Annotated in this window: 17 protein-coding genes; 11 read left to right on the top strand and 6 right to left on the bottom strand. The window is 62.6% G+C overall.

The window, feature by feature from the left end:
* Positions 1–89: 89 nt before the first annotated feature.
* Positions 90–1,136, top strand: coding sequence for a dihydroorotase (gene pyrC, locus HU735_RS07750; RefSeq protein WP_186713037.1), 1,047 nt, complete (start codon positions 90–92; stop codon positions 1,134–1,136).
* The gene (gene rnt / locus HU735_RS07755; protein ID WP_028690079.1) at positions 1,133–1,807 is read left to right on the top strand and encodes a ribonuclease T; all 675 of its coding nucleotides are present in this window, start codon (positions 1,133–1,135) and stop codon (positions 1,805–1,807) included. Before pyrC ends, rnt begins: the two co-directional genes overlap by 4 nt.
* Positions 1,808–1,943: 136 nt before the next feature.
* Here the strand turns inward: rnt and HU735_RS07760 are convergent, their stop codons facing one another.
* Positions 1,944–2,546 carry a peroxiredoxin C gene (locus HU735_RS07760; RefSeq protein ID WP_023629028.1) on the bottom strand — a complete coding sequence of 201 codons (603 nt, stop codon included), beginning with the start codon at positions 2,544–2,546 and terminating at the stop codon, positions 1,944–1,946.
* A 214-nt stretch (positions 2,547–2,760) separates the two neighbouring features.
* Between HU735_RS07760 and HU735_RS07765 the strand changes: the two genes are divergently transcribed.
* Both HU735_RS07765 and bfr read left to right on the top strand, forming a co-directional pair.
* Entirely contained in the window at positions 2,761–2,982 is a 222-nt protein-coding gene (locus HU735_RS07765; RefSeq protein WP_046854452.1) for a bacterioferritin-associated ferredoxin, read from the top strand.
* Positions 2,983–3,184: 202 nt separating this feature from the next.
* A complete protein-coding gene (bfr, locus tag HU735_RS07770; RefSeq protein ID WP_028690081.1) occupies positions 3,185–3,658 on the top strand; it encodes a bacterioferritin in 474 nt (157 codons plus the stop codon).
* Positions 3,659–3,723: 65 nt separating this feature from the next.
* Here bfr and grxD read toward each other — a convergent pair whose 3' ends face one another.
* Together grxD and HU735_RS07780 are read right to left on the bottom strand one after the other, a co-directional pair.
* Positions 3,724–4,059 (bottom strand): Grx4 family monothiol glutaredoxin, encoded by a 336-nt coding sequence (grxD, locus tag HU735_RS07775; protein ID WP_016713741.1) that lies wholly within the window; start codon positions 4,057–4,059, stop codon positions 3,724–3,726.
* A 91-nt stretch (positions 4,060–4,150) separates the two neighbouring features.
* A complete protein-coding gene (locus HU735_RS07780; RefSeq protein WP_186713038.1) occupies positions 4,151–6,259 on the bottom strand; it encodes a molybdopterin oxidoreductase family protein in 2,109 nt (702 codons plus the stop codon).
* Positions 6,260–6,623: 364 nt separating this feature from the next.
* Between HU735_RS07780 and argF the strand changes: the two genes are divergently transcribed.
* Both argF and HU735_RS07790 read left to right on the top strand, forming a co-directional pair.
* Complete coding sequence (gene argF, locus HU735_RS07785) at positions 6,624–7,544, top strand: ornithine carbamoyltransferase (RefSeq protein ID WP_050704023.1); 921 nt, start codon at positions 6,624–6,626, stop codon at positions 7,542–7,544.
* A complete protein-coding gene (locus HU735_RS07790; protein ID WP_186713039.1) occupies positions 7,541–8,650 on the top strand; it encodes an ABC transporter ATP-binding protein in 1,110 nt (369 codons plus the stop codon). Before argF ends, HU735_RS07790 begins: the two co-directional genes overlap by 4 nt.
* A 57-nt stretch (positions 8,651–8,707) precedes the next feature.
* Here HU735_RS07790 and HU735_RS07795 read toward each other — a convergent pair whose 3' ends face one another.
* Positions 8,708–9,487, bottom strand: a complete 780-nt coding sequence (locus tag HU735_RS07795) for a PhzF family phenazine biosynthesis protein (protein ID WP_186713040.1) — start codon at positions 9,485–9,487, stop codon at positions 8,708–8,710.
* Between the two features lie 99 nt (positions 9,488–9,586).
* Positions 9,587–10,057, bottom strand: a complete 471-nt coding sequence (gene ybaK / locus HU735_RS07800) for a Cys-tRNA(Pro) deacylase (RefSeq protein WP_050704020.1) — start codon at positions 10,055–10,057, stop codon at positions 9,587–9,589.
* A 306-nt stretch (positions 10,058–10,363) separates the two neighbouring features.
* Between ybaK and HU735_RS07805 the strand changes: the two genes are divergently transcribed.
* The 4 genes from HU735_RS07805 to glpD all read left to right on the top strand — a co-directional run bounded on the left by HU735_RS07805 (position 10,364) and on the right by glpD (position 15,449).
* Positions 10,364–11,215: an MIP/aquaporin family protein gene (locus HU735_RS07805; protein ID WP_186713041.1), complete on the top strand. Its 852-nt coding sequence runs from the start codon at positions 10,364–10,366 to the stop codon at positions 11,213–11,215.
* A 79-nt stretch (positions 11,216–11,294) separates the two neighbouring features.
* Positions 11,295–12,794 (top strand): glycerol kinase GlpK, encoded by a 1,500-nt coding sequence (gene glpK / locus HU735_RS07810; protein WP_186713042.1) that lies wholly within the window; start codon positions 11,295–11,297, stop codon positions 12,792–12,794.
* A gap of 113 nt (positions 12,795–12,907) precedes the next feature.
* Positions 12,908–13,663, top strand: a complete 756-nt coding sequence (gene glpR, locus HU735_RS07815) for a DNA-binding transcriptional repressor GlpR (RefSeq protein ID WP_186713043.1) — start codon at positions 12,908–12,910, stop codon at positions 13,661–13,663.
* Between the two features lie 247 nt (positions 13,664–13,910).
* Positions 13,911–15,449, top strand: coding sequence for a glycerol-3-phosphate dehydrogenase (gene glpD / locus HU735_RS07820; protein ID WP_186713044.1), 1,539 nt, complete (start codon positions 13,911–13,913; stop codon positions 15,447–15,449).
* On the opposite strand, the gene HU735_RS07825 is transcribed toward glpD, so the two are convergent.
* Positions 15,450–19,583: an NEL-type E3 ubiquitin ligase domain-containing protein gene (locus HU735_RS07825; RefSeq protein WP_186713045.1), complete on the bottom strand. Its 4,134-nt coding sequence runs from the start codon at positions 19,581–19,583 to the stop codon at positions 15,450–15,452. It abuts the gene before it with no gap.
* A 331-nt stretch (positions 19,584–19,914) separates the two neighbouring features.
* On the opposite strand from HU735_RS07825, the gene HU735_RS07830 reads away from it, so the two are divergent.
* Entirely contained in the window at positions 19,915–20,832 is a 918-nt protein-coding gene (locus HU735_RS07830) for a glutamate/aspartate ABC transporter substrate-binding protein (protein ID WP_186713046.1), read from the top strand.
* Positions 20,833–20,874 lie beyond the last annotated feature (42 nt).

Raw genomic sequence — 20,874 nt, forward strand, 5'->3', positions numbered from 1 at the left:
GGTCGCCCGTCGGAAAACTTGATAGCCGTGCTCCAACAGGGGTTTTCCGGTAGCATTGGCTTCTGAGTTCGACCCGCCTGGAATCTCCAATGTCCGATCGCCTGACCCTCCTGCGCCCCGACGACTGGCACATCCATCTGCGCGATGGTGCCGTCCTGCCCCACACCGTCGGTGACGTGGCGCGCACCTTCGCCCGCGCCATCATCATGCCCAACCTGGTTCCGCCGGTGCGCAACGCCGTCGAGGCCACTGCCTACCGCGAGCGCATCCTTTCCGCACGCCCTGCCGGCAGCCGCTTCGAGCCGCTGATGGTGCTCTACCTCACCGACCGCACCAGCGCCGACGATGTGCGTGCCGCCAAGGCCAGCGGGATCGTGTACGCCGCCAAGCTCTACCCGGCCGGCGCCACCACCAACTCCGATTCGGGCGTGACCAGCATCGACAATATCTTCCCGGCGATCGAGGCCCTGGCCGAAACCGGCATGCCCTTGCTGGTGCACGGTGAAGTCACGCGCAGCGAGATCGACGTGTTCGACCGCGAGAAACGCTTCATCGACGAGCACATGCGCCGCCTGGTCGAGCGCTTCCCGACCCTGAAGGTGGTGTTCGAACACATCACCACCAGCGACGCCGCGCAGTTCGTCAGCGAAGCGCCGGCCAACGTCGGTGCGACCATCACCGCCCAGCACCTGCTGTACAACCGCAACCACATGCTGGTCGGCGGTATCCGCCCGCACTTCTACTGCCTGCCGATCCTCAAGCGCAACACCCACCAGGTGGCGCTGCTGGATGCCGCCACCAGCGGCAACCCGAAGTTCTTCCTCGGCACCGACTCGGCGCCCCACGCCAAGCATGCCAAGGAAGCCGCCTGCGGCTGTGCCGGCTGCTACACCGCCTACGCCGCCATCGAGATGTACGCCGAGGCATTCGAACAGCGCAACGCGCTGGACAAGCTCGAGGGCTTCGCCAGCAAGCACGGCCCGGACTTTTACGGCCTGGCGCGCAACACCGACACCATCACCCTGGTGCGCGAAGAATGGACCGCACCGGACAGCCTGCCGTTCGGCGACAATACCGTGATCCCCCTGCGCGCTGGTGAGAAGTTGCGCTGGCGCCTGCTGGAGGACAACGCGTGAGCGAAGATCTTTACGAAGACGACCAGGACAGCCAGGTCAGCAGCGGCTCGCGCCATCCGATGGCCGAGCGTTTCCGTGGCTACCTGCCGGTGGTGGTGGATGTCGAGACCGGCGGTTTCAACAGCGCCACCGACGCACTGCTGGAGATCGCCGCCGTCACCATCGGCATGGATGAAAAGGGCTTCCTGTTCCCCGAGCACACCTACTTCCACCGGGTCGAACCGTTCGAAGGGGCCAATATCGAGGCCGCCGCGCTGGAGTTCACCGGCATCAAGCTGGACCACCCGCTGCGCATGGCGGTGAGCGAGGAAAGCGCGCTGACCGATATCTTCCGCGGCGTGCGCAAGGCGCTGAAGGCCAATGGCTGCAAGCGGGCGATCCTGGTCGGGCATAACAGCAGCTTCGACCTGGGCTTCCTCAATGCCGCGGTGGCGCGCAATGACATCAAGCGCAACCCGTTCCACCCGTTCTCCAGCTTCGATACCGCCACCCTCGCCGGCCTCGCCTACGGCCAGACGGTACTGGCGCGGGCCTGCCAGAGTGCGGACATCGACTTCGACGGTCGCGAGGCGCATTCGGCGCGCTACGACACCGAGAAGACCGCCGAGCTGTTCTGCGGCATCGTCAATCGCTGGAAAGAGATGGGCGGCTGGCGCGATTTCAACGACTAAGCTGCAAGCCACAAGCTTCAAGCGACAAGAAAGAGCTGCCTGCATTCGCTGTGCTTTTCACTTGTAGCTTGCAGCTTGAAACTTGAGGCATAAAAAAACCGGCCACCAGGGCCGGTTTTTTTATGCGCGTGGCAAATTACAGCTTGCCAGCGTTCTCGCTCAGGTAGGCAGCGACGCCTTCCGGCGAAGCGTTCATGCCCTTGTCGCCTTTCTTCCAGTTGGCCGGGCAGACTTCGCCGTGCTCTTCGTGGAATTGCAGGGCGTCGACCAGGCGCAGCAGCTCATCCATGTTACGGCCCAGTGGCAGGTCGTTGACGATCTGCGAACGAACGACACCGTTGGTGTCGATCAGGAAGGCGCCACGGAAGGCCACGCCGCCTTCGGACTCGACGTCGTAGGCCTTGCAGATTTCGTGGGTCATGTCGGCCGCCAGGGTGTACTTGACCTGACCGATACCGCCGTTGTTGACCGGGGTGTTGCGCCAGGCGTTGTGGGTGAAGTGCGAGTCGATCGACACGCCGATCACTTCCACGTTGCGCGCCTGGAAGTCAGGGATGCGGTTGTCCAGTGCGATCAGCTCGGACGGGCAGACGAAGGTGAAGTCCAGCGGGTAGAAGAATACCAGGCCGTACTTGCCCTTGATGGCCGAGGCCAGGTTGAAGCTGTCGACGATCTCGCCGTTGCCCAGCACGGCTGGAACGGTGAAGTCCGGGGCTTGTTTGCCAACGAGTACGCTCATTCGATCTCTCCTGATGAGGGGTGATAAACCTTGCCCGGGCGGAACACGTTCCCCCGGATCCAGCAAAGGCCGACCATCATACACAGCTTTGCGTGACAGGCCGAATCTCGACCGCCGGTCGCTCTGGCACGCACCTTACACAAAGTGTTTTGACAAGCATTCTCATTACCATTAATCTCCAACGCATCGACTCAACCCGCGACGGTCAGCCTTTATGTATGTGTGTCTCTGTGTCGGTGTCACCGATGGACAGATCCGCGATGCGATCTACGAAGGATGCTGCAGCTACAAGGAAGTGCGAGCCGCCACCAATGTGGCCAGCCAGTGCGGCAAGTGCGCCTGCCTCGCCAAGCAGGTGGTGCGCGAAACCCTCACCGAACTGCAACTGAGCCAGCAGGCCGCCCTGCCCTACCCCGTTGAATTCAACGCGGCGTAATTTCCCCAAATTCGAAGAACCGGACCCAGTGTCCGGTTTTTTTATGCCTGTAATTCAATAAGTTAGCGCTCGAACGCGGTTCACAAACATTCTTATTCCGATTAATTTTCACTTATTATTCAATAACTTAGGTTTGACATAGGGATAGGTCGGGCTCAAACTTCTCTGTATTGGCTCAACTTCTACAGGGCAGGACCCCATCATGAAAGGCGACGTGAGCGTCATCCAGCATCTCAACAAGATCCTCGGAAACGAGCTGGTCGCAATCAACCAGTACTTCCTGCACGCGCGCATGTATGAAGATTGGGGCCTGAACAGAATCGGCAAGCTCGAGTACAAAGAGTCCATCCAGGCGATGAAGGACGCTGACAAACTGATCAAGCGCATCCTCTTCCTCGAAGGCATCCCCAACGTCCAGGACCTGGGCAAGCTGATGATCGGCGAGCACACCAAGGAGATGCTCGACTGCGACCTGAAGCTTGAGAAAAAGGCCCATGCCGACCTCAAGGCTGCCATCGCCCACTGCGAAACCGCCGGCGACTTCGGCTCGCGTGATGTACTCGAAGACATCCTCGAAGACCAGGAAGAACACATCGATTGGCTGGAAACCCAGCTGGGCCTGATCGACAAGATCACAATCGAGAACTACCTGCAGTCGCAGATGGGCGAAGAATAAGTTTCGCCAGCAACGAAAAAGCCCCGCCTAGGCGGGGCTTTTTGCTACCTGCGGCAAGCGCCGGATCAGGCCTCGGAAGCCTTGGCCTTGGCGGCCGCTTCCTTGATCAGGGTCTGCAGCTCACCCTTTTCGAACATTTCCAGCATGATATCGCTGCCGCCGACCAGTTCACCGGCCACCCACAGTTGCGGGAAGGTCGGCCAGTTGGCGTACTTGGGCAGGTTGGCGCGGATTTCCGGGTTCTGCAGGATGTCGACGTAGGCGAACTTCTCGCCGCAACCCATCACTGCCTGCGAAGCCTTGGCCGAGAAGCCACACTGCGGCGCATTCGGCGAACCTTTCATGTAAAGCAGAATGGTGTTGTTGGCAATCTGCTCTTTGATTGTATCGATGATATCCATGAAGCACCTCGGCTGAACTTTCCGACAGGGTCGTCGGCACGGTGACGCATTGTATCGGAAAGCCGAGCAGCATGCTCGGCCTTGCCGTGCTTCATGCGGCCTCGACCTGCACCGGTACGCCATTGAGGGCTGCATTGCCGGAAACGCCATCACGCAGGTGTTCGTCGGTCAGGTCATTGGCACTCGCCCCCGGCTGCGCAGCGGCCACCTTCAAGCGCGCGCCCTGGCGCCCATGACCGTAGCCATGGGGCAGGCTGACTACGCCTGGCATCATTTCCTCACTGGCCTGCACCGTCACCTCGATCATCCCGGTACGCGAGCGAACCCGCACCATCTGGCCGTCCTGCAACTGACGCCGGCGCAGGTCGTCCGGATGCATCAGCAACTGATGGCGCGGCTTGCCTTTGACCAGCCGATGGTAGTTGTGCATCCACGAATTGTTGCTGCGCACGTGTCGACGGCCGATCAGCAGCAACTGGTCATCCGCAGGCGCGGCCATACGGGCGAGGCGCCGCAGGTCCTCGAGCAGTACTCCTGGGGCCGCCTCGACCTTGCCGCTGACCGTGCGCAGGCGCGTCGTAAGGTTGGCGCGCAGCGGCCCGAGGTCGAGGCCATGGGGATGCGCATCTAACACGCCTAACGAGAGCTTCCAGGGCGTCCCATCACCATAAGGCCCCTTGCGCAGGGCGAAGTCGATCATCTGTGCCGGTGGCAAGGTGGCCTTGAGCTCGACCTGCGCACGCTCGGCGAAGGCCCTGGCCAGGCCCACGAAGATCTCCCAGTCGTGCAGCGCGCCATCGGGCTTGGGCAAGATCGCCCGGTTGAAGCGGGTAACGTTGCGCACCGCCAGCAGGTTGAAGGTGGAATCGTAGTGATCGTTCTCCAGGGCCGAGGTCGACGGCAGGATCAGGTCGGCATGGCGCGTGGTCTCGTTGATGTACAAGTCGATGCTGAGCATGAAGTCGAGGCCGGCCAGGGCGTCGTCCAGGCGTCGCCCGTTGGGCGTGGACAACACCGGGTTACCCGCCACGGTCACCAGCGCCCGCACCTGCCCCTCCCCGGGTTCGAGGATCTCTTCGGCCAGGGCCGAGACCGGCAACTCGCCGCCATACTCGGGCAAGCCGGATACCCGGCTGCGCCACTGGTCGAAATGCCCGCCGGAAGTGCTGGCGACCAGGTCGACCGCAGGTGCGGTGCACAGGGCACCGCCCTCCCGATCAAGATTGCCGGTGACCAGGTTGATCAACTGCACCAGCCAGTGGCACAACGAACCGAAGGCCTGGGTCGATACGCCCATCCGGCCATAGCACACCGCCTTGTCGGCAGCGGCGAAATCCCGCGCCAGCTGGCGGATCGCCTCGGCCGGAATACCGCACAACGCGCTCATGGCAGACGCATCGAACGGCTGGATGGCCTCACGCACCTGCTCCAGCCCCGCAACCGGCAGATGCGAGCCCCGGGCCAGGTCCTCGCTGAACAGCGTATGCAGCAAGCCACACAGCAACGCCGCGTCGCCACCGGGGCGAATGAACAGGTGCTGGTCGGCCATCGCCGCCGTCTCGCTGCGTCGCGGATCCACCACCACCAGTTGCCCGCCCCTGGCCTTGAGCGCCTTGAGGCGCTTCTCCACGTCCGGCACGGTCATGATGCTGCCATTGGAGGCCAATGGATTGCCCCCCAGGATCAACATGAACTGCGTCTGGTCGATGTCCGGAATCGGCAGCAGCAGGCCATGGCCGTACATCAGGTGGCTGGTCAGGTGCTGCGGCAACTGGTCCACCGAAGTCGCCGAGAAGCGATTACGGGTCTTGAGCAAACCGAGGAAGTAGTTGCTGTGGGTCATCAGCCCATAGTTGTGCACGCTGGGATTGCCCTGGTACACGGCGAACGCGTTGCGTCCGTGGGCCTGCTGGATCGCCCACAGCCGCTCGGCGGCCAGGGCGAAGGCTTGGTCCCAGCCGATCGGCTGCCACCGGTCACCGATGCGCCGGTGGGGCTGGCGCAGGCGGTCGGGGTCCTCCTGGATGTCCTGCAGGGCGACCGCCTTGGGGCAGACATGGCCGCGGCTGAACGGATCCTGCGGGTCGCCCTTGATCGAGCTGATCCGCGCCGGGCCCTCGGCTTCGTGGGTGACTTCGATGTTAAGGCCGCAGATGGCCTCGCACAGGTGACAGGCTCGGTGATGCAGGGTCTTGGTCATGGCCGCCTCTGCCTTGTTATTGTCGAGATTCGACTATGCGCCTGCCGACCGGGGCTCGCCAGCGAGGTTCGCGTCGTGAATCGGACGACATCAGGAGGGCGATTCGCGACAACGGGTTTGCCAAATACGCTCCGAGCCGTGTACAACCGCTGTAGCAAATAAAAAACAGCCAGCCGGCAAGGGCTTACGACACCCTTTGACACAGTGGCGCTGTTTCCCCTCTTGGTTTTAGGCGACATTTAATTATAGTATTGCGCCTTCCCCTATTCCGTCCGCCCCGTGCGGCTTACGCCGCAGGTCACCTCCGTTGTCAACAAAACCCATACGGTCGACCTGCAGAACGTTGCAGATAAGGTAGTCAATCATGAGCGCAAGGCACTTTCTCTCCCTGATGGATTTCACCGCTGACGAATTGCTCGGCGTGATCCGTCGAGGCATCGAGCTGAAGGACCTGCGCAAACGAGGCGTGCTGTTCGAGCCACTGAAGAACCGCGTGCTGGGCATGATCTTCGAGAAATCCTCGACCCGCACCCGGGTGTCCTTCGAAGCCGGCATGATCCAGCTCGGCGGCCAGGCCATCTTCCTGTCGCCGCGCGACACCCAGCTGGGCCGCGGCGAGCCGATCGCCGACAGCGCCATCGTGCTGTCGAGCATGGTCGACGCGGTGATGATCCGCACCCACGCCCACAGCACCCTGACCGAATTCGCCGCCAACTCGAAAGTGCCGGTCATCAACGGCCTTTCCGACGAGTCGCACCCCTGCCAGCTGCTGGCCGACATGCAGACCTTCTTCGAGCACCGTGGCGCGATCCAGGGCAAGACCGTGGCCTGGGTCGGCGACGGCTTCAACATGTGCAACTCCTATATCGAAGCTGCCGTGCAGTTCGATTTCCAACTGCGCATCACCTGCCCTGAAGGCTACGAGCCTGATCAACGCTTCCTGGCGCTGGGCGGTGACCGTGTGCAGATCATCCGTGATCCGAAAGAAGCCGTGCGCGGCGCTCATCTGGTGACCACGGATGTCTGGACTTCCATGGGCCAGGAAGAGGAAACTGCACGGCGCCTGGCGCATTTCGCGCCTTACCAGGTCACCCGCGAACTGCTCGACCTGGCGGCACCCGATGCCCTGTTCATGCATTGCCTGCCCGCCCACCGTGGCGAGGAAATCAGCCAGGACCTGCTCGACGACCCCCGTTCGGTCGCCTGGGACGAAGCTGAAAACCGCTTGCATGCGCAGAAGGCCCTTCTGGAATTCCTTGTAGAACCGGCTTACCACCACGCATGAGTCAACAGCTACTGCTCAACCTGCGCAACCTCGCCTGCGGCTATGGCGAGCAGCGCATCGTCCAGAACCTCAACCTGCACCTGAACGCAGGCGACATCGGTTGCCTGCTGGGGTCCTCCGGTTGCGGAAAGACCACCACGCTGCGCGCCATCGCCGGCTTCGAGCCGGTGCACGACGGCGAGATCCAGCTGGCCGGGGAAGTCATTTCCCGCGCCGGGTTCACCCTGGCCCCGGAAAAGCGCCGGATCGGCATGGTGTTCCAGGACTACGCCCTGTTCCCCCACCTCACCGTGGCGCAGAACATCGCCTTCGGCATCGGCAAGCACCCGCGCCAGGCGGCGGTGGTCGACGAGATGCTCGAGCTGGTCAAGCTCGGCGGCCTGGGCGGGCGCTACCCGCACGAGCTGTCCGGCGGCCAGCAACAGCGCGTGGCCCTGGCCCGGGCACTCGCGCCCGAGCCGCAGCTGCTGCTGCTCGACGAGCCGTTCTCCAACCTCGATGTGGAGCTGCGTCGGCGCCTGAGCCATGAGGTGCGCGACATTCTCAAGAGCCGCGGCACCAGCGCCATCCTGGTCACCCACGACCAGGAGGAAGCCTTTGCCGTCAGCGACCATGTCGGCGTGTTCAAGGAGGGTCGCCTGGAACAGTGGGACACGCCCTACAACCTTTACCACGAACCGCAGACCCCGTTTGTCGCCAGCTTCATTGGCCAGGGTTACTTCATTCGCGGCCAGATGAGCAGCCACGAGGCGGTAACCACCGAACTCGGCGAGCTGCGCGGCAACCGTGCCTACACCATGGCTCCTGGCAGTTCGGTGGACGTGCTGCTGCGTCCGGATGACATCATCCATGCCCCTGACAGCCCGTTGCGGGCGCGGATCATCGGCAAGAGCTTCCTCGGCGCCTCGACGCTGTATCGCCTGCAACTGCCCACCGGCAGCCATCTCGAGGCGATTTTCCCCAGCCACAACGACCATCAGGTCGGCCAGGATGTCGGTATCGCGGTAGCGGCGGACCACCTGGTGCTGTTCGCGGTGCCCGGCAGCGTCGCCGCGCAGCTGGCCAGTCATGAGCAGGGCGTGCGGCGCGTCAGTTCCGCGCATTGACGCGCTGGGTCTGACAACGATCTTGGCGGAGCGGGCAAGCCCGCTCCAGCAAGAGCCTCACAGCATCAATATGCCGCTGGCGACGCGCCGAGCCATCCCGCCGATCTTCACCCGCTCCCCTTCCAGACGACAGAACAGCTCACCACCCCTGGCCGAACACTGGAAGGCCTGCAATTCGTGCTTGCCCAGCCGCGCCGCCCAGTAAGGGATCAGCGAGCAATGGGTGGAACCGGTGACCGGGTCCTCCGGGATGCCGATGCCCGGAGCGAAATAGCGCGATACGAAATCATGTCGCTCACCCGCAGCCGTCACGATCACCCCCAAGCCCGGCAGGCGAGCCAGCGCCGCCATGTCCGGCGCGCAATCGCGTACCGCCCGCTCCGAGTCGAGCACCACGAACAGCTCGCGGGTCTGGTAGACCTCGCGCACCTCGCACCCCAGCGCCTCGGCTACCGCCACTGGCTCGGCCAGCGGCTGCGGGTCGATGCGCGGGAAGTCCAACCACAGGCGATCATTCTCACGACTGACGCTGAGCAGGCCCGAACGGCTTTGGAAGTCCAGGCGCGGCGCCTGCTCACCGTAGACGTCGAACAGGACATGGGCGCTGGCCAGGGTGGCGTGACCGCACAGGGGGACTTCGGTGCTCGGGGTGAACCAGCGGATCCGATAGCCATCACCCTCGGCCACCACGAAGGCGGTTTCGGCGAGGTTGTGCTCGGCGGCCACCTGCTGCATCAAGCCATCGTCGAGCCACTGTTCCAGGTGGTAGACCATGGCCGGGTTGCCAGCGAAGGGACGGTCGCTGAAGGCGTCCACCTGATGAAAATGCAACTGCATGCCACGACTCCTGTATCTGGCGGGAAAGGTCCCGAGCATGCGGCATGCCGCCAGGGCCCGACAGTGACAGAGTCGTGGAATTTCTATCAGTACAGATGATCAGCCGCGACCAATCTCGGCGAACTGTCCCTGGGTATGGGTGGCCAGCACCACGGCGGCCAGCTCCACTTCAAGACCACGACGGCCAGCGCTCACATGAATCGTTTCATGTTGTTGCGCGGATTGATCGATAAAGGTGCGCAGGCGCTTCTTCTGCCCCAGCGGGCTGATCCCTCCGACCAGGTAGCCCGTGGCGCGCTGGGCGGCCTGCGGATCGGCCATTTCGCACTTCTTCACCCCCGCCGCGTGGGCCAGCGCCTTGAGGTCGAGGGTACCGACCACCGGCACCACGGCCACCAGCAGCTCGCCCTTTTCGCTGCTGGCGAGCAGGGTCTTGAACACCCGCAGCGGGTCAAGACCCAGCTTTTCCGCCGCCTCCAGGCCATACGAGGCGGTTTTCGGATCATGTTCATAACTGTGCACGCGGTGCTCGGCGCGCGCCTTCTTCAAGAGGTCCAGGGCGGGGGTCATCAACGGCTCCAGTCGATCACAAGTCGCCCGGTACTTTAGGGCAATTCCACCGGTGCAGCCAGCGCAGGTCCCAGGCTAGAGCAGCGGCCATGGATTCACGGCCCGGTGCGCCAGTCAGATTGTGGCCAGGCGTTCATTTTCGACCTTTGACATCAGCGTTTCTTGTCTATATTTTTTCGTTTATGAATAAATGGTGCACCTATAAGGTGCGCTTCCTGTACCCGCCCGGCGTCAATGGGGATCGACTCCGGGCTTTTTTGCTGTCGAGCGCCCAGCGCCTCACAACAACAAGAACCGAGGTCACACATGACAACTGCTCTACGCGAACCCACGTTATCCGCCCAATGCCTGGCCGAGTTTCTCGGCACCGCCCTGCTCATCTTCTTCGGCACCGGTTGTGTCGCCGCGCTCAAGGTCGCCGGCGCCAGCTTCGGCCTGTGGGAGATCAGCATCATCTGGGGGGTCGGCGTGAGCATGGCGATCTACCTGACCGCCGGTGTCTCCGGCGCGCACCTGAACCCGGCGGTCAGCATCGCCCTGGCCGTGTTCGCCGGTTTCGACAAGCGCAAGCTGCCGTTCTACATGCTGGCCCAGGTGTGCGGCGCGTTCTGCGGCGCCGCCCTGGTGTACTTCCTGTACAGCAACCTGTTCTTCGATTTCGAACAAAGCCACGCCATGGTCCGTGGCAGCCAGGCCAGCCTGGAGTTGGCCTCGGTGTTTTCCACCTACCCGCACCCGGCGCTGTCCACCGGCCAGGCCTTCCTGGTCGAAGTGATCATCACCGCCATCCTGATGGCCGTGATCATGGCGCTCACCGACGACAACAACGGTCTGCCACGCGGCGCCACCGCCCCCCTGCTGATCGGCCTGCTGATCGCCGTGATCGGCAGCGCCATGGGCCCGCTGACCGGCTTCGCGATGAACCCGGCGCGGGATTTCGGGCCTAAACTGATGACCTTCCTGGCCGGCTGGGGCGAAGTCGCCTTCACCGGCGGGCGCGATATTCCGTATTTCCTGGTGCCAGTGTTCGCGCCGATCCTCGGTGCCTGCCTGGGCGCGGCCCTGTACCGGGGGCTGATCGCCCGCAACTTGCCGACCACCCAGGCCGCGGCCCAACAGACAGACGATAATCCTCAGGGCGATACCCAGGTTTCCTGATGCCCGCGCCGGGCCCGGACCACAAGGCCGGCGCCCGCCACGCCCTGACCTACTCCCATATTCGTGCAAGGCCACCAACATGACCGATACCCTGGACAAGAACTACATCATCGCCCTGGACCAGGGCACCACCAGTTCGCGCGCCATCATCTTCGATCGCGACGCCAACGTGGTGGGCACCTCGCAGCGTGAATTCGCCCAGCACTACCCGCAGGCGGGCTGGGTCGAACACGACCCGATGGAAATCTTCGCCACCCAGAGCGCGACCATGGTCGAGGCCCTGGCCCAGGCCGGCATCAGCCACGCCCAGGTCGCCGCCATCGGCATCACCAACCAGCGTGAGACCACCGTCGTCTGGGACAAGGAAACCGGCCGCCCGGTGTACAACGCCATCGTCTGGCAATGCCGCCGCAGCACTGACATCTGCGCCCAGCTCAAGCGCGACGGCCATGAGCAGTACATCCGCGAGGCCACCGGCCTGGTCACCGACCCGTACTTCTCCGGCACCAAGCTCAAGTGGATCCTCGACAATGTCGAAGGCGCCCGCGAACGCGCCGAACGTGGCGAGCTGCTGTTCGGCACCATCGATACCTGGCTGATCTGGAAATTCTCCGGCGGCAAGGTGCATGTCACCGACTACACCAACGCCTCGCGTACGCTGATGTTCAACATCCATACGCTGCAGTGGGACGAGAAACTGCTCGATATCCTCGGCATTCCGCGTCAGATGCTGCCTGAGGTACGCCCATCGTCCGAAGTCTATGGCAAGACCAAGAGCGGCATCGACATCGCCGGTATCGCTGGCGATCAACAGTCGGCGCTGTTTGGCCAGATGTGCGTGGAGCCAGGCCAGGCCAAGAACACCTACGGCACCGGCTGCTTCCTGCTGATGAACACCGGCGACAAGGCGGTCCAGTCGTCCCACGGCCTGCTCACCACCATCGCCTGCGGCCCACGCGGCGAGGTGGCCTACGCCCTCGAAGGCGCAGTGTTCAATGGCGGCTCCACCGTGCAGTGGCTGCGCGACGAACTGAAGATCGTCAACGACGCCTACGACACCGAATACTTCGCCAGCAAGGTCAAGGACAGCAACGGCGTCTACCTGGTACCAGCCTTCACCGGCCTGGGCGCACCCTACTGGGATCCGTACGCCCGCGGCGCATTGTTCGGCCTGACCCGTGGCGTCAAGGTCGATCACATCATCCGCGCCGCCCTGGAATCGATCGCCTACCAGACCCGCGACGTGCTCGACGCCATGCAGCAGGACTGCGGCCAGCGCCTGAGCGAACTGCGGGTGGACGGTGGCGCGGTGGCCAACAACTTCCTCATGCAGTTCCAGGCCGACATTCTCGGCACCTGCGTCGAGCGCCCGAAAATGCGCGAGACCACGGCGCTGGGCGCGGCCTACCTGGCAGGCCTGGCCTGCGGTTTCTGGAGCGGCCTGGAAGAGCTGCGCGACAAGGCGATCATCGAGCGCGAGTTCAGCCCGCAGCTGGATGAAGCGGCGAAAGAGAAGCTGTACAAGGGCTGGCGCAAGGCTGTCGATCGCACCCGTGACTGGGAAGATCACGACGCCTGATTGAGGAATGCCGGGGCTGCTGCGCAGCCCCAGTTGACCAAAGGCCTACTGGTCGTCATCCCCTTCCTACGGCATCATTGCAGAATTTGTCCGGCTGCCCCAAAGGACCGCCCATGAATCTGCCCCCACGCCAACAACAAATCCTTGAGCTCGTCCGCGAACGCGGCTACGTCAGCATCGAGGAGATGGCGCAGCTGTTCGTCGTCACCCCGCAGACCATCCGCCGCGATATCAACCAGCTCGCCGAGGTCAACCTGCTGCGCCGTTATCACGGTGGCGCGGCCTACGACTCGAGCATCGAGAACACCGCCTACGCCATGCGCGCCGACCAGATGCGCGACGAAAAGCAGCGCATCGCCGAAGCCGTGGCCCGGCAGATTCCCGACCATGCCTCGCTGTTCATCAACATTGGCACCACCACCGAATCCATCGCCCGCGCCCTGCTCAACCACAACCACCTGAAGGTCATCACCAACAACCTGCATGTGGCGGCGATCCTGGCGGCCAAGGACGATTTCGAGGTGCTGGTGGCCGGCGGCACGGTTCGTCGCGACGGTGGCGTGGTCGGCCAGGCGAGCGTCGACTTCATCAACCAGTTCAAGGTCGATTTCGCCGTGGTCGGTATCAGCGGTATCGACGAGGACGGTAGCCTGCTGGACTTCGACTACCAGGAGGTGCGGGTATCCCAGGCGATCATTGCCAACGCCCGCCAGGTGCTGCTGGCGGCGGACTCGAGCAAGTTCGGTCGCAATGCCATGGTCCGCCTCGGTTCGATCAGCCTGATCGACTGCCTGGTGACGGATCAGGCCCCCTCTCCTGCCCTGACTCAACTGCTAAACCAGTACAAGATTCGTCTTGAGGTGGTTTGAAACAGTGCCCGTGGGGCGCATGGCTCATCCCTTGTGATCGAGCGCCGCCCGCGCGGCGCTCGATCTCACTCGCCTGAAAATTTCCAACAGTTCACCTCTCTCTTTTTCACAAATGTTCATTTCCCTGTCATCCGATCAGTTTTTTCTATAAAGACTGACTGGCAGCCGCCTGTTCATTGCGCTAGTATTTTCGAAAACGAACATCAATGTTCATATTCGATGTGAACAGCCCCAGGAGGCCTTGCCCGTGTCCCAGCCCGTTTCGTCCCAGCCACCGCTCCAGGACTGCTACGACCTCGCCGTGATCGGCGGTGGCATCAATGGCGTCGGTATCGCTGCCGATGCCGCCGGGCGCGGCCTGAAGGTGTTCCTTTGCGAAAAGGACGACCTGGCCCAACACACCTCCTCGGCCAGCAGCAAGCTGATCCACGGCGGCCTGCGCTACCTGGAGCACTACGAGTTCCGCCTGGTGCGCGAAGCACTGGCCGAGCGCGAAGTCCTGCTGGCCAAGGCGCCGCACATCGTCAAACCCATGCGCTTCGTGCTGCCCCATCGCCCGCACCTGCGCCCGGCCTGGATGATCCGCGCCGGCCTGTTCCTCTATGACCACCTGGGCAAGCGCAAGCGCCTGGGCGCCTCGCGCGGCCTGCGCTTCGGCCCGGGCTACCCGCTCAAGCCGGCCATCACCCGCGGCTTCGAATACGCCGACTGCGCGGTGGACGATGCGCGCCTGGTGGTAGTCAACGCCATGGCCGCACGGGAAAAGGGCGCGCACATCCACACCCGCACCCGCTGCCTGCGCGCCGAGCGCGTCGACGGCCTGTGGCAGGTAGAACTGCAGCATGCCGACGGCAGCCTGCAGAGCATCCGCGCCAAGGCACTGGTGAACGCGGCCGGCCCCTGGGTCGCCAGTTTCATCAAGGACGATCTCAAGCTCGACGCGCCGTACGGCATCCGCCTGATCCAGGGCAGCCACCTGATCGTGCCGCGCCTGTACGAAGGCGAGCACGCCTATATCCTGCAGAACGAAGACCAGCGCATCGTCTTCTGCATCCCTTACCTGGACCGCTTCACCCTGATCGGCACCACCGACCGCGAATACAGCGGCGACCCGGCCAAAGTGGCAATCACCGATCAGGAAACCGACTACCTGCTCAAGGTGGTCAACGAGCACTTCAACCATCAGCTCAGCCGTGCTGACATCCTGCATACCTATTCCGGCGTGCGCCCGCTGTGCAACGACGAGTCGGACAACCCGTCGGCCGTGACCCGCGACTACACCCTGGCGCTGTCTGCAGCCCAAGGTGAGGCACCATTGCTGTCGGTGTTCGGCGGCAAACTGACCACCTACCGCAAGCTGGCCGAGTCGGCCATGGCCGAGTTGCAGCCATTCTTCACCCAGATGCGTGGTAGCTGGACTGCCGGCGCACCGCTGCCGGGCGGCGAAAGCATGACTACCGTCCAGGCGCTGGTCGATGCCGTGCTGGCACGCCATGACTGGTTGCCGGTGGACATCGCCAAGCGCTGGGCCGTCACCTACGGTAGCCGCGTATGGCGCCTGCTCGAAAGCGTGGAAGGCCCAGAAGGCCTGGGGCAATCCATCGGCGGTGGCCTGTTCAGCCGTGAAGTGGACTACCTGCGCGAACAGGAATGGGCGGTCGATGCCGCCGACATCCTCTGGCGCCGGACCAAGCTCGGCCTGTTTACCTCGACCGCCGAGCAGCAGGCACTCGAGGAGTACCTGCAACAGGCGCGACTGAATCAGGCCCGGGGCCAAGCCGCCTGATCAGGCCTCGGTAACCACGGCAGGCTGCAGGAAGCGTGTGTAGGCTTCCTGCGCCAGCGTCAGGCGCAGAGCCTGCAAGGACTTTTCGTACTTCGCCCGCAACGCCTCGGACTGGATCAGATACATCTGCTCGGAGAGCATCTCGGCATGGGTGAGCTGCTCGTCAAGCGCAGCAACCAGGGCATCGACCTGCTCGGGATAACGAACGTGTACATAGCGGTCCCAAAACGATCGCTGCGCCAAGGCGGCACTCAGTCTTTCGGGCGTCTCCTCCCGCAGTATCTGAAGCATCGCCGTGTTCAGGTCGCCCGAGGTCACCCTGGAATCCATCATGTAGTACATGCCATCTGGCTGACCTGGAAGCGCCAATGCTTCGGCGAGATGCGTCCGATAGGCCAGGTAGACCTCGACAGGATCAACTTCACCGCCCTTGCGCTCAAGCACCTCGACCTTTCTTGCGGCAATGGTGTTGACCTCGTCCAGGCGATACAGCCCCTGGCCCGCTTTCATCAGGGCCGCTTCACGCTCGGCAAGATTCTGCCCCGCCGCCAGGCGTTCCACGTAGAGCGTGGTTTCCAGCTCGCTGAGTACCAGAAGCAGACGATCTTCGCAGGTGCGCTCCCCACCGGCCTGGGTGAACAGGATCGTACGCAGTTCGGTGTTTCGATCACAGGCGTCCAGCATCCGCCAGATTCGTCTTCGATAGAAATCGGCATGCTCGCGAAAGTCGGAAGTTTCTGCAAAATCCGCAATGAACTGGAACAGATCCGTCGAATCAGGTTCTTCACGCAACCTCAGCCACTGGGCTTCACGTCGGCTACGCAGCTTGCCCGCACTGCCCGCCAGCCACCGTTCCCGCGCAGCACTGTCGATCAACTGATGATCAACCGGACGCAGATTGTGGGGCTCATGCGCAGCCAGGTTCACCAACGCCTGACTGGTTTCATCCAACGGGTTGTCGTGCAGCACCATCCGCCGCAGGCGCAGTTGCAGGTTGTGCAGATCCTGGCGCACATGCTGGATGCTGTTGTTGCGCAAATCGGCGATACCTTGCCAGGGCAGTTGCTCGACCCGCTCGGGCAGCGCGTCCAGCTCAGTCGAGTTCAGCGAAAGATGACGCAGGTGGCGCAACCCATCCACATCAGGCGCATAGCCCAGCGGGTTGTGGCCCAGATCAAGCGTTCGCAAGTTGAGTAACGCCAGCAGGCGCCGGTTGCCCGCAGTGCTCATGACAATCTGGTTATGACCCAAGCGCAAGTAACGGAGCGAAACCAGTTGCTCAATGCCCGCCGGAATTTCGGTGAGCTGGTTGTACCGAAGGTCAAGCTCCTGCAATTCAGGGAAGCATGCGAGGAAATCCGCATCAAGCCAGGTAAGGTCCATGTCTCGCAAGGTCAGGCGTGTGACATGGTCGAACATTACGCCCGTCGGCAGGCTTGGCAGACTGCCGACATGCTCGCCCCGGATCAACAGCCAATGACCACCGTCACCAAGGGTCGAGCTCTTGCGCCGCCAGCAGCGGCGCAAGGCATTGACCACGCGCTGGCGTCGGTGCCTGTCCAGCACTCCACGCCCCGCTCCCTGCCAGGCTTGCAAGGCTTCCCGCAGACGCGCCAGATGACGTCTCAAGCGGTTGTAGTGCAACCACGGATCCACGCGCTTGGCCAGCAGGTCCTCCATGTAGCGCTCCAGTTGCTCCCTGCCGAGGGTGGGGTAGATCTGCTGAATGCCTCGCCGACTCGCCTCCCGGCTGCTGGTCACGCGCACATTCAACGGATACCCCACTCGCCCGTCGGCAAAGCGCACGGGAGGGCGAATGCCCTCGCCAACCGGCGCCTGCCCGATCAAGGTGGCGGACAGCGTCCGCTGAGCGCTGGCGGACGACGCCAGCTTTTCGATCAATGCCTGCTCATCGAGTGCCGCGCCCCCCAGCAGCAGCTTTTGCGAGGGTTCGAGTGTCAGCAGCAGGGCCTGGACCAGACCGTCCTGAACCGATGCCTGTGCCAATGGGAGACCCTCGCCGTTTTCGACGAGATAACCCTGTTCGCCACGAGCCAGGCAAAGCGTGCTTTGTGCGACTGCAGCCTCCCTCCCGATCCCGACGCGGGCCTTGCCCTGGATGGAGCCTTCCCGAACTTCCACACGCAACGTCTCGGCCCAAGGCGCCAATTGGTCGATCAACCCCAGCGCCAGACGCTCGGTGTCCTGATTGGCCGCGTTGGCTTGATGAAGGCCGGCAATGGCCCTGTCCACCCGACTGTCGCGCAGGCACCAATGTGCTTGCTCGGCGAGATTCAAGGGCACTCGCTGCTTGTTGAGCATATCCGCGAGTTGCGCCGAGCTGGCCTGCTCTACGATTTCTTTCGCGCTGCGCTGGCTCAAGCCAGGGAAATCCCGTTTCAGCAGCAGCGCATGCGGCGAGTCGGATGCCTGCCTGGAGCGGACTTGCGCCTCGAGGGCATCATCTCGTAGCGTGGGAAAGGCTTCGTGAACCTGATAACGTTCCCAGGCATCCAGCAGGCGCGCAGGTGGCGGTGCCTGCTCCAGATGCAAGAAGCGCAGATGCTCTTCTCCAAACCCCGTGCTCTCGACCAGCCTGGCAGCCTGCTCGTCGGTGACATTACCCAACTCGCCGCCCAACTGGCGCATCAACAACCCTGCGCCACTCCACTCATGCGCCGGAGTCTGATGGTGCAATTTCAGGTGCCCCGCATCAGTCACTAGCGGCGCCAGTCCATCGACAAAGGGCGCACGCTCCAGCACCTTGCCCACGGCGACCCCTCCTGCGGCAATGAGAGCGCCCACGGCGACGTTCTCGGCAACCCCGAACAAGTGCTGCAAAGCAGCCTGGCGATCACCCAGCTTCCAGGCTTCATACCCCTCGTATACCTCGTTGGCAACCTGCACCGCCGCCACCCCAAGCATCACCTGCCCCAGCACCGGCACGAACAACCCTGCAAGATTCAACACACTCAGCCCAGTCTCAATGTACAGGTCGAAACGCTCCCTGCGCAGCGCACTGTCCTCATCGCCGGTCGGCACCGCAAGCACGCGTGCATCATCGAGAGTCTTCTCGATACGCAGGCGACGCAAGTAAACGAACAATGTGCCTTCGACAGCGGCATGACGGCCATCGAGCTCGATCGACTTGCCGTTGTCGGCGCCCACCCGCTGCTTGTTCAGGGCACTGGTGAATGATGGCCTTTCCCGTTCGCGAATAAAGCGCATGAAGAACTCGGCGAAGGGCACCTGCCGAAGCCGCCCCGCCAACGTCTCGTACAAAGCTGCCCAGGACACATGACGCTGGACGGGCTGAACCGGGTCGCCCGGAATCCAGCTGATGACACCAGCGACGGGGCCGCCGGCCTGCTCCCGCACTTCAAGGGTCACCACCCCTTCCACACGCTTGCCCAGCACGCTCAGTTGTCGACACGTCATAACAGCCGTATCGCCAGGAACGATAGGTTGTGGTGAACAGAGTGGTAACACCTGCAGGTACGAGCGCTCATCGATGTGTGCCTCCAGCATCGCGCTACGCACGGCAACCTCGAAACGTGCTCGCAAGTCCTCTTCAAGCTGCGCATGCACTGCCGACAGCAATATCGAATCGCTTGGCTGCAAACGGCTTTTCAAAAGGGCCTGGTACTGGCCTCCGATATCCAGGCTGCGACAGAGCTGGGCGAATTGAGTGAAAGGGAGCGCCAGGCGCTTTTGGTTGGCATCGAGCAACTTCGCTTCGGTCCCCAGGTCGGCATGTGTTTCCCTTTCCGTATAGTTGTGAAGGGCCGCCGTCAGTAATTCTCGACTGGACACATGCCGGTAGCTCGGCTTGACCGCCGAATTGATCAGGCTGGGTAAATACACCTTCTGTGCAATCCGCACCCTGTTGGTACGCACATCGACATCGAGCTTGTATTGCTTGAGCAACGCCTGCTTAAGCAAGGGTTCTGCAAACTCATCGAGCGCAGGCACTGGTGCCAGCAGCTCATGTATCTTCTGCGCGCTACTCTGTTGCGCCTCGAACGCGCGCTGCAGTGCCGCCAGGCGATCTATCGCGGCAGTTCGCATCCAAGCCGGAAGTTGCTTGGCTATCAATGCATCAATGGAGTCTGGGGGTATCTCGTGAACACTCATGGGGGCTTCATCTGAGGGGGGGAAAGCCCTAGTTGGCCAGCGCCCATGCCTACGGTGTCGGTAGATAGTTACGGATCGCGCCAGCACTCATTCGGATTTCCGAACGCCAGCTCGCAACGCGTTCGGTTTGACGGACATCAAATGACACCTAAAAACCTTCAACAAAGAGTAATCCCCAGTATTTTCGCGGCGTTATGATCAAGGTTGGGGCTTGGCACGACTCATGCTCTACACTTGAACGCCGAATGCACCACGCTTCATGCTGTATTCGTTGAACGAAAGAGTCCGCCAACGGCTCCATAAGAAAAACAAACACGTCGAGGAAAATTTGATGCGCATCGTTCGTCAATTGCTGGGCGCCGCCATCGCGGCAGCCGTCATTTCGTCGCCCGTCATGGCCGAAGAACTGACCGGCACCCTGAAGAAGATCAAGGACTCCGGCACCATCACCCTGGGCCATCGCGACTCCTCCATTCCGTTCTCCTACCTGGCCGGCAAACCGGAACCAGTGGGCTACTCCCATGACATCCAGCTGGCCGTCGTCGAAGCCCTGAAGAAGCAACTGGGCACCGACATCAAGGTCAAGTACAACCTGGTCACTTCGCAGACCCGTATCCCGCTGGTGCAGAATGGCACCGTCGACCTTGAGTGCGGTTCCACCACCAACAACGTCGAGCGCCAGCAGCAGGTCGGCTTCTCGGTGGGCATCTTCGAAGTCGGCACCCGCCTGCTGACCAAGGTCAAGGATGGCCAGCCCTCCTATAAAGACTTTGCCGACCTGGCCGGCAAGAACGTGGTGACCACCGCCGGCACCACCTCCGAGCGCATCCTCAAGGCGATGAACGCCGACAAGCAGATGAAGATGAACGTGATCTCCGCCAAGGACCACGGTGAAGCCTTCAACATGCTCGAAAGCGGCCGCGCCGTGGCCTTCATGATGGACGACGCACTGCTGGCCGGTGAAATGGCCAAGGCCAAGAAGCCTGCCGACTGGGTCATCACCGGCACGCCACAGTCGTACGAAATCTACGGCTGCATGGTGCGCAAGGACGACCCGGCCTTCAAGAAAGCGGTCGACGAGGCCATCGTCGCCTACTTCAAGTCGGGTGACGTCAACAAGAGCTACGACAAGTGGTTCCAGCAGCCGATTCCGCCAAAGGGCCTGAACCTGCAGTTCCCGATGAGCGACGAGCTGAAGAAGCTGATCGCCGAGCCGACCGACAAGGCGGCGGACGAGAAGAAGTCCTGACCTCCGGCAAATAGTGGCCTGAAGCGCATCCGCGCGAATCCA

Source organism: Pseudomonas sp. BW16M2, from assembly GCF_014268865.1.
Classification (GTDB): domain Bacteria; phylum Pseudomonadota; class Gammaproteobacteria; order Pseudomonadales; family Pseudomonadaceae; genus Aquipseudomonas; species Aquipseudomonas peradeniyensis.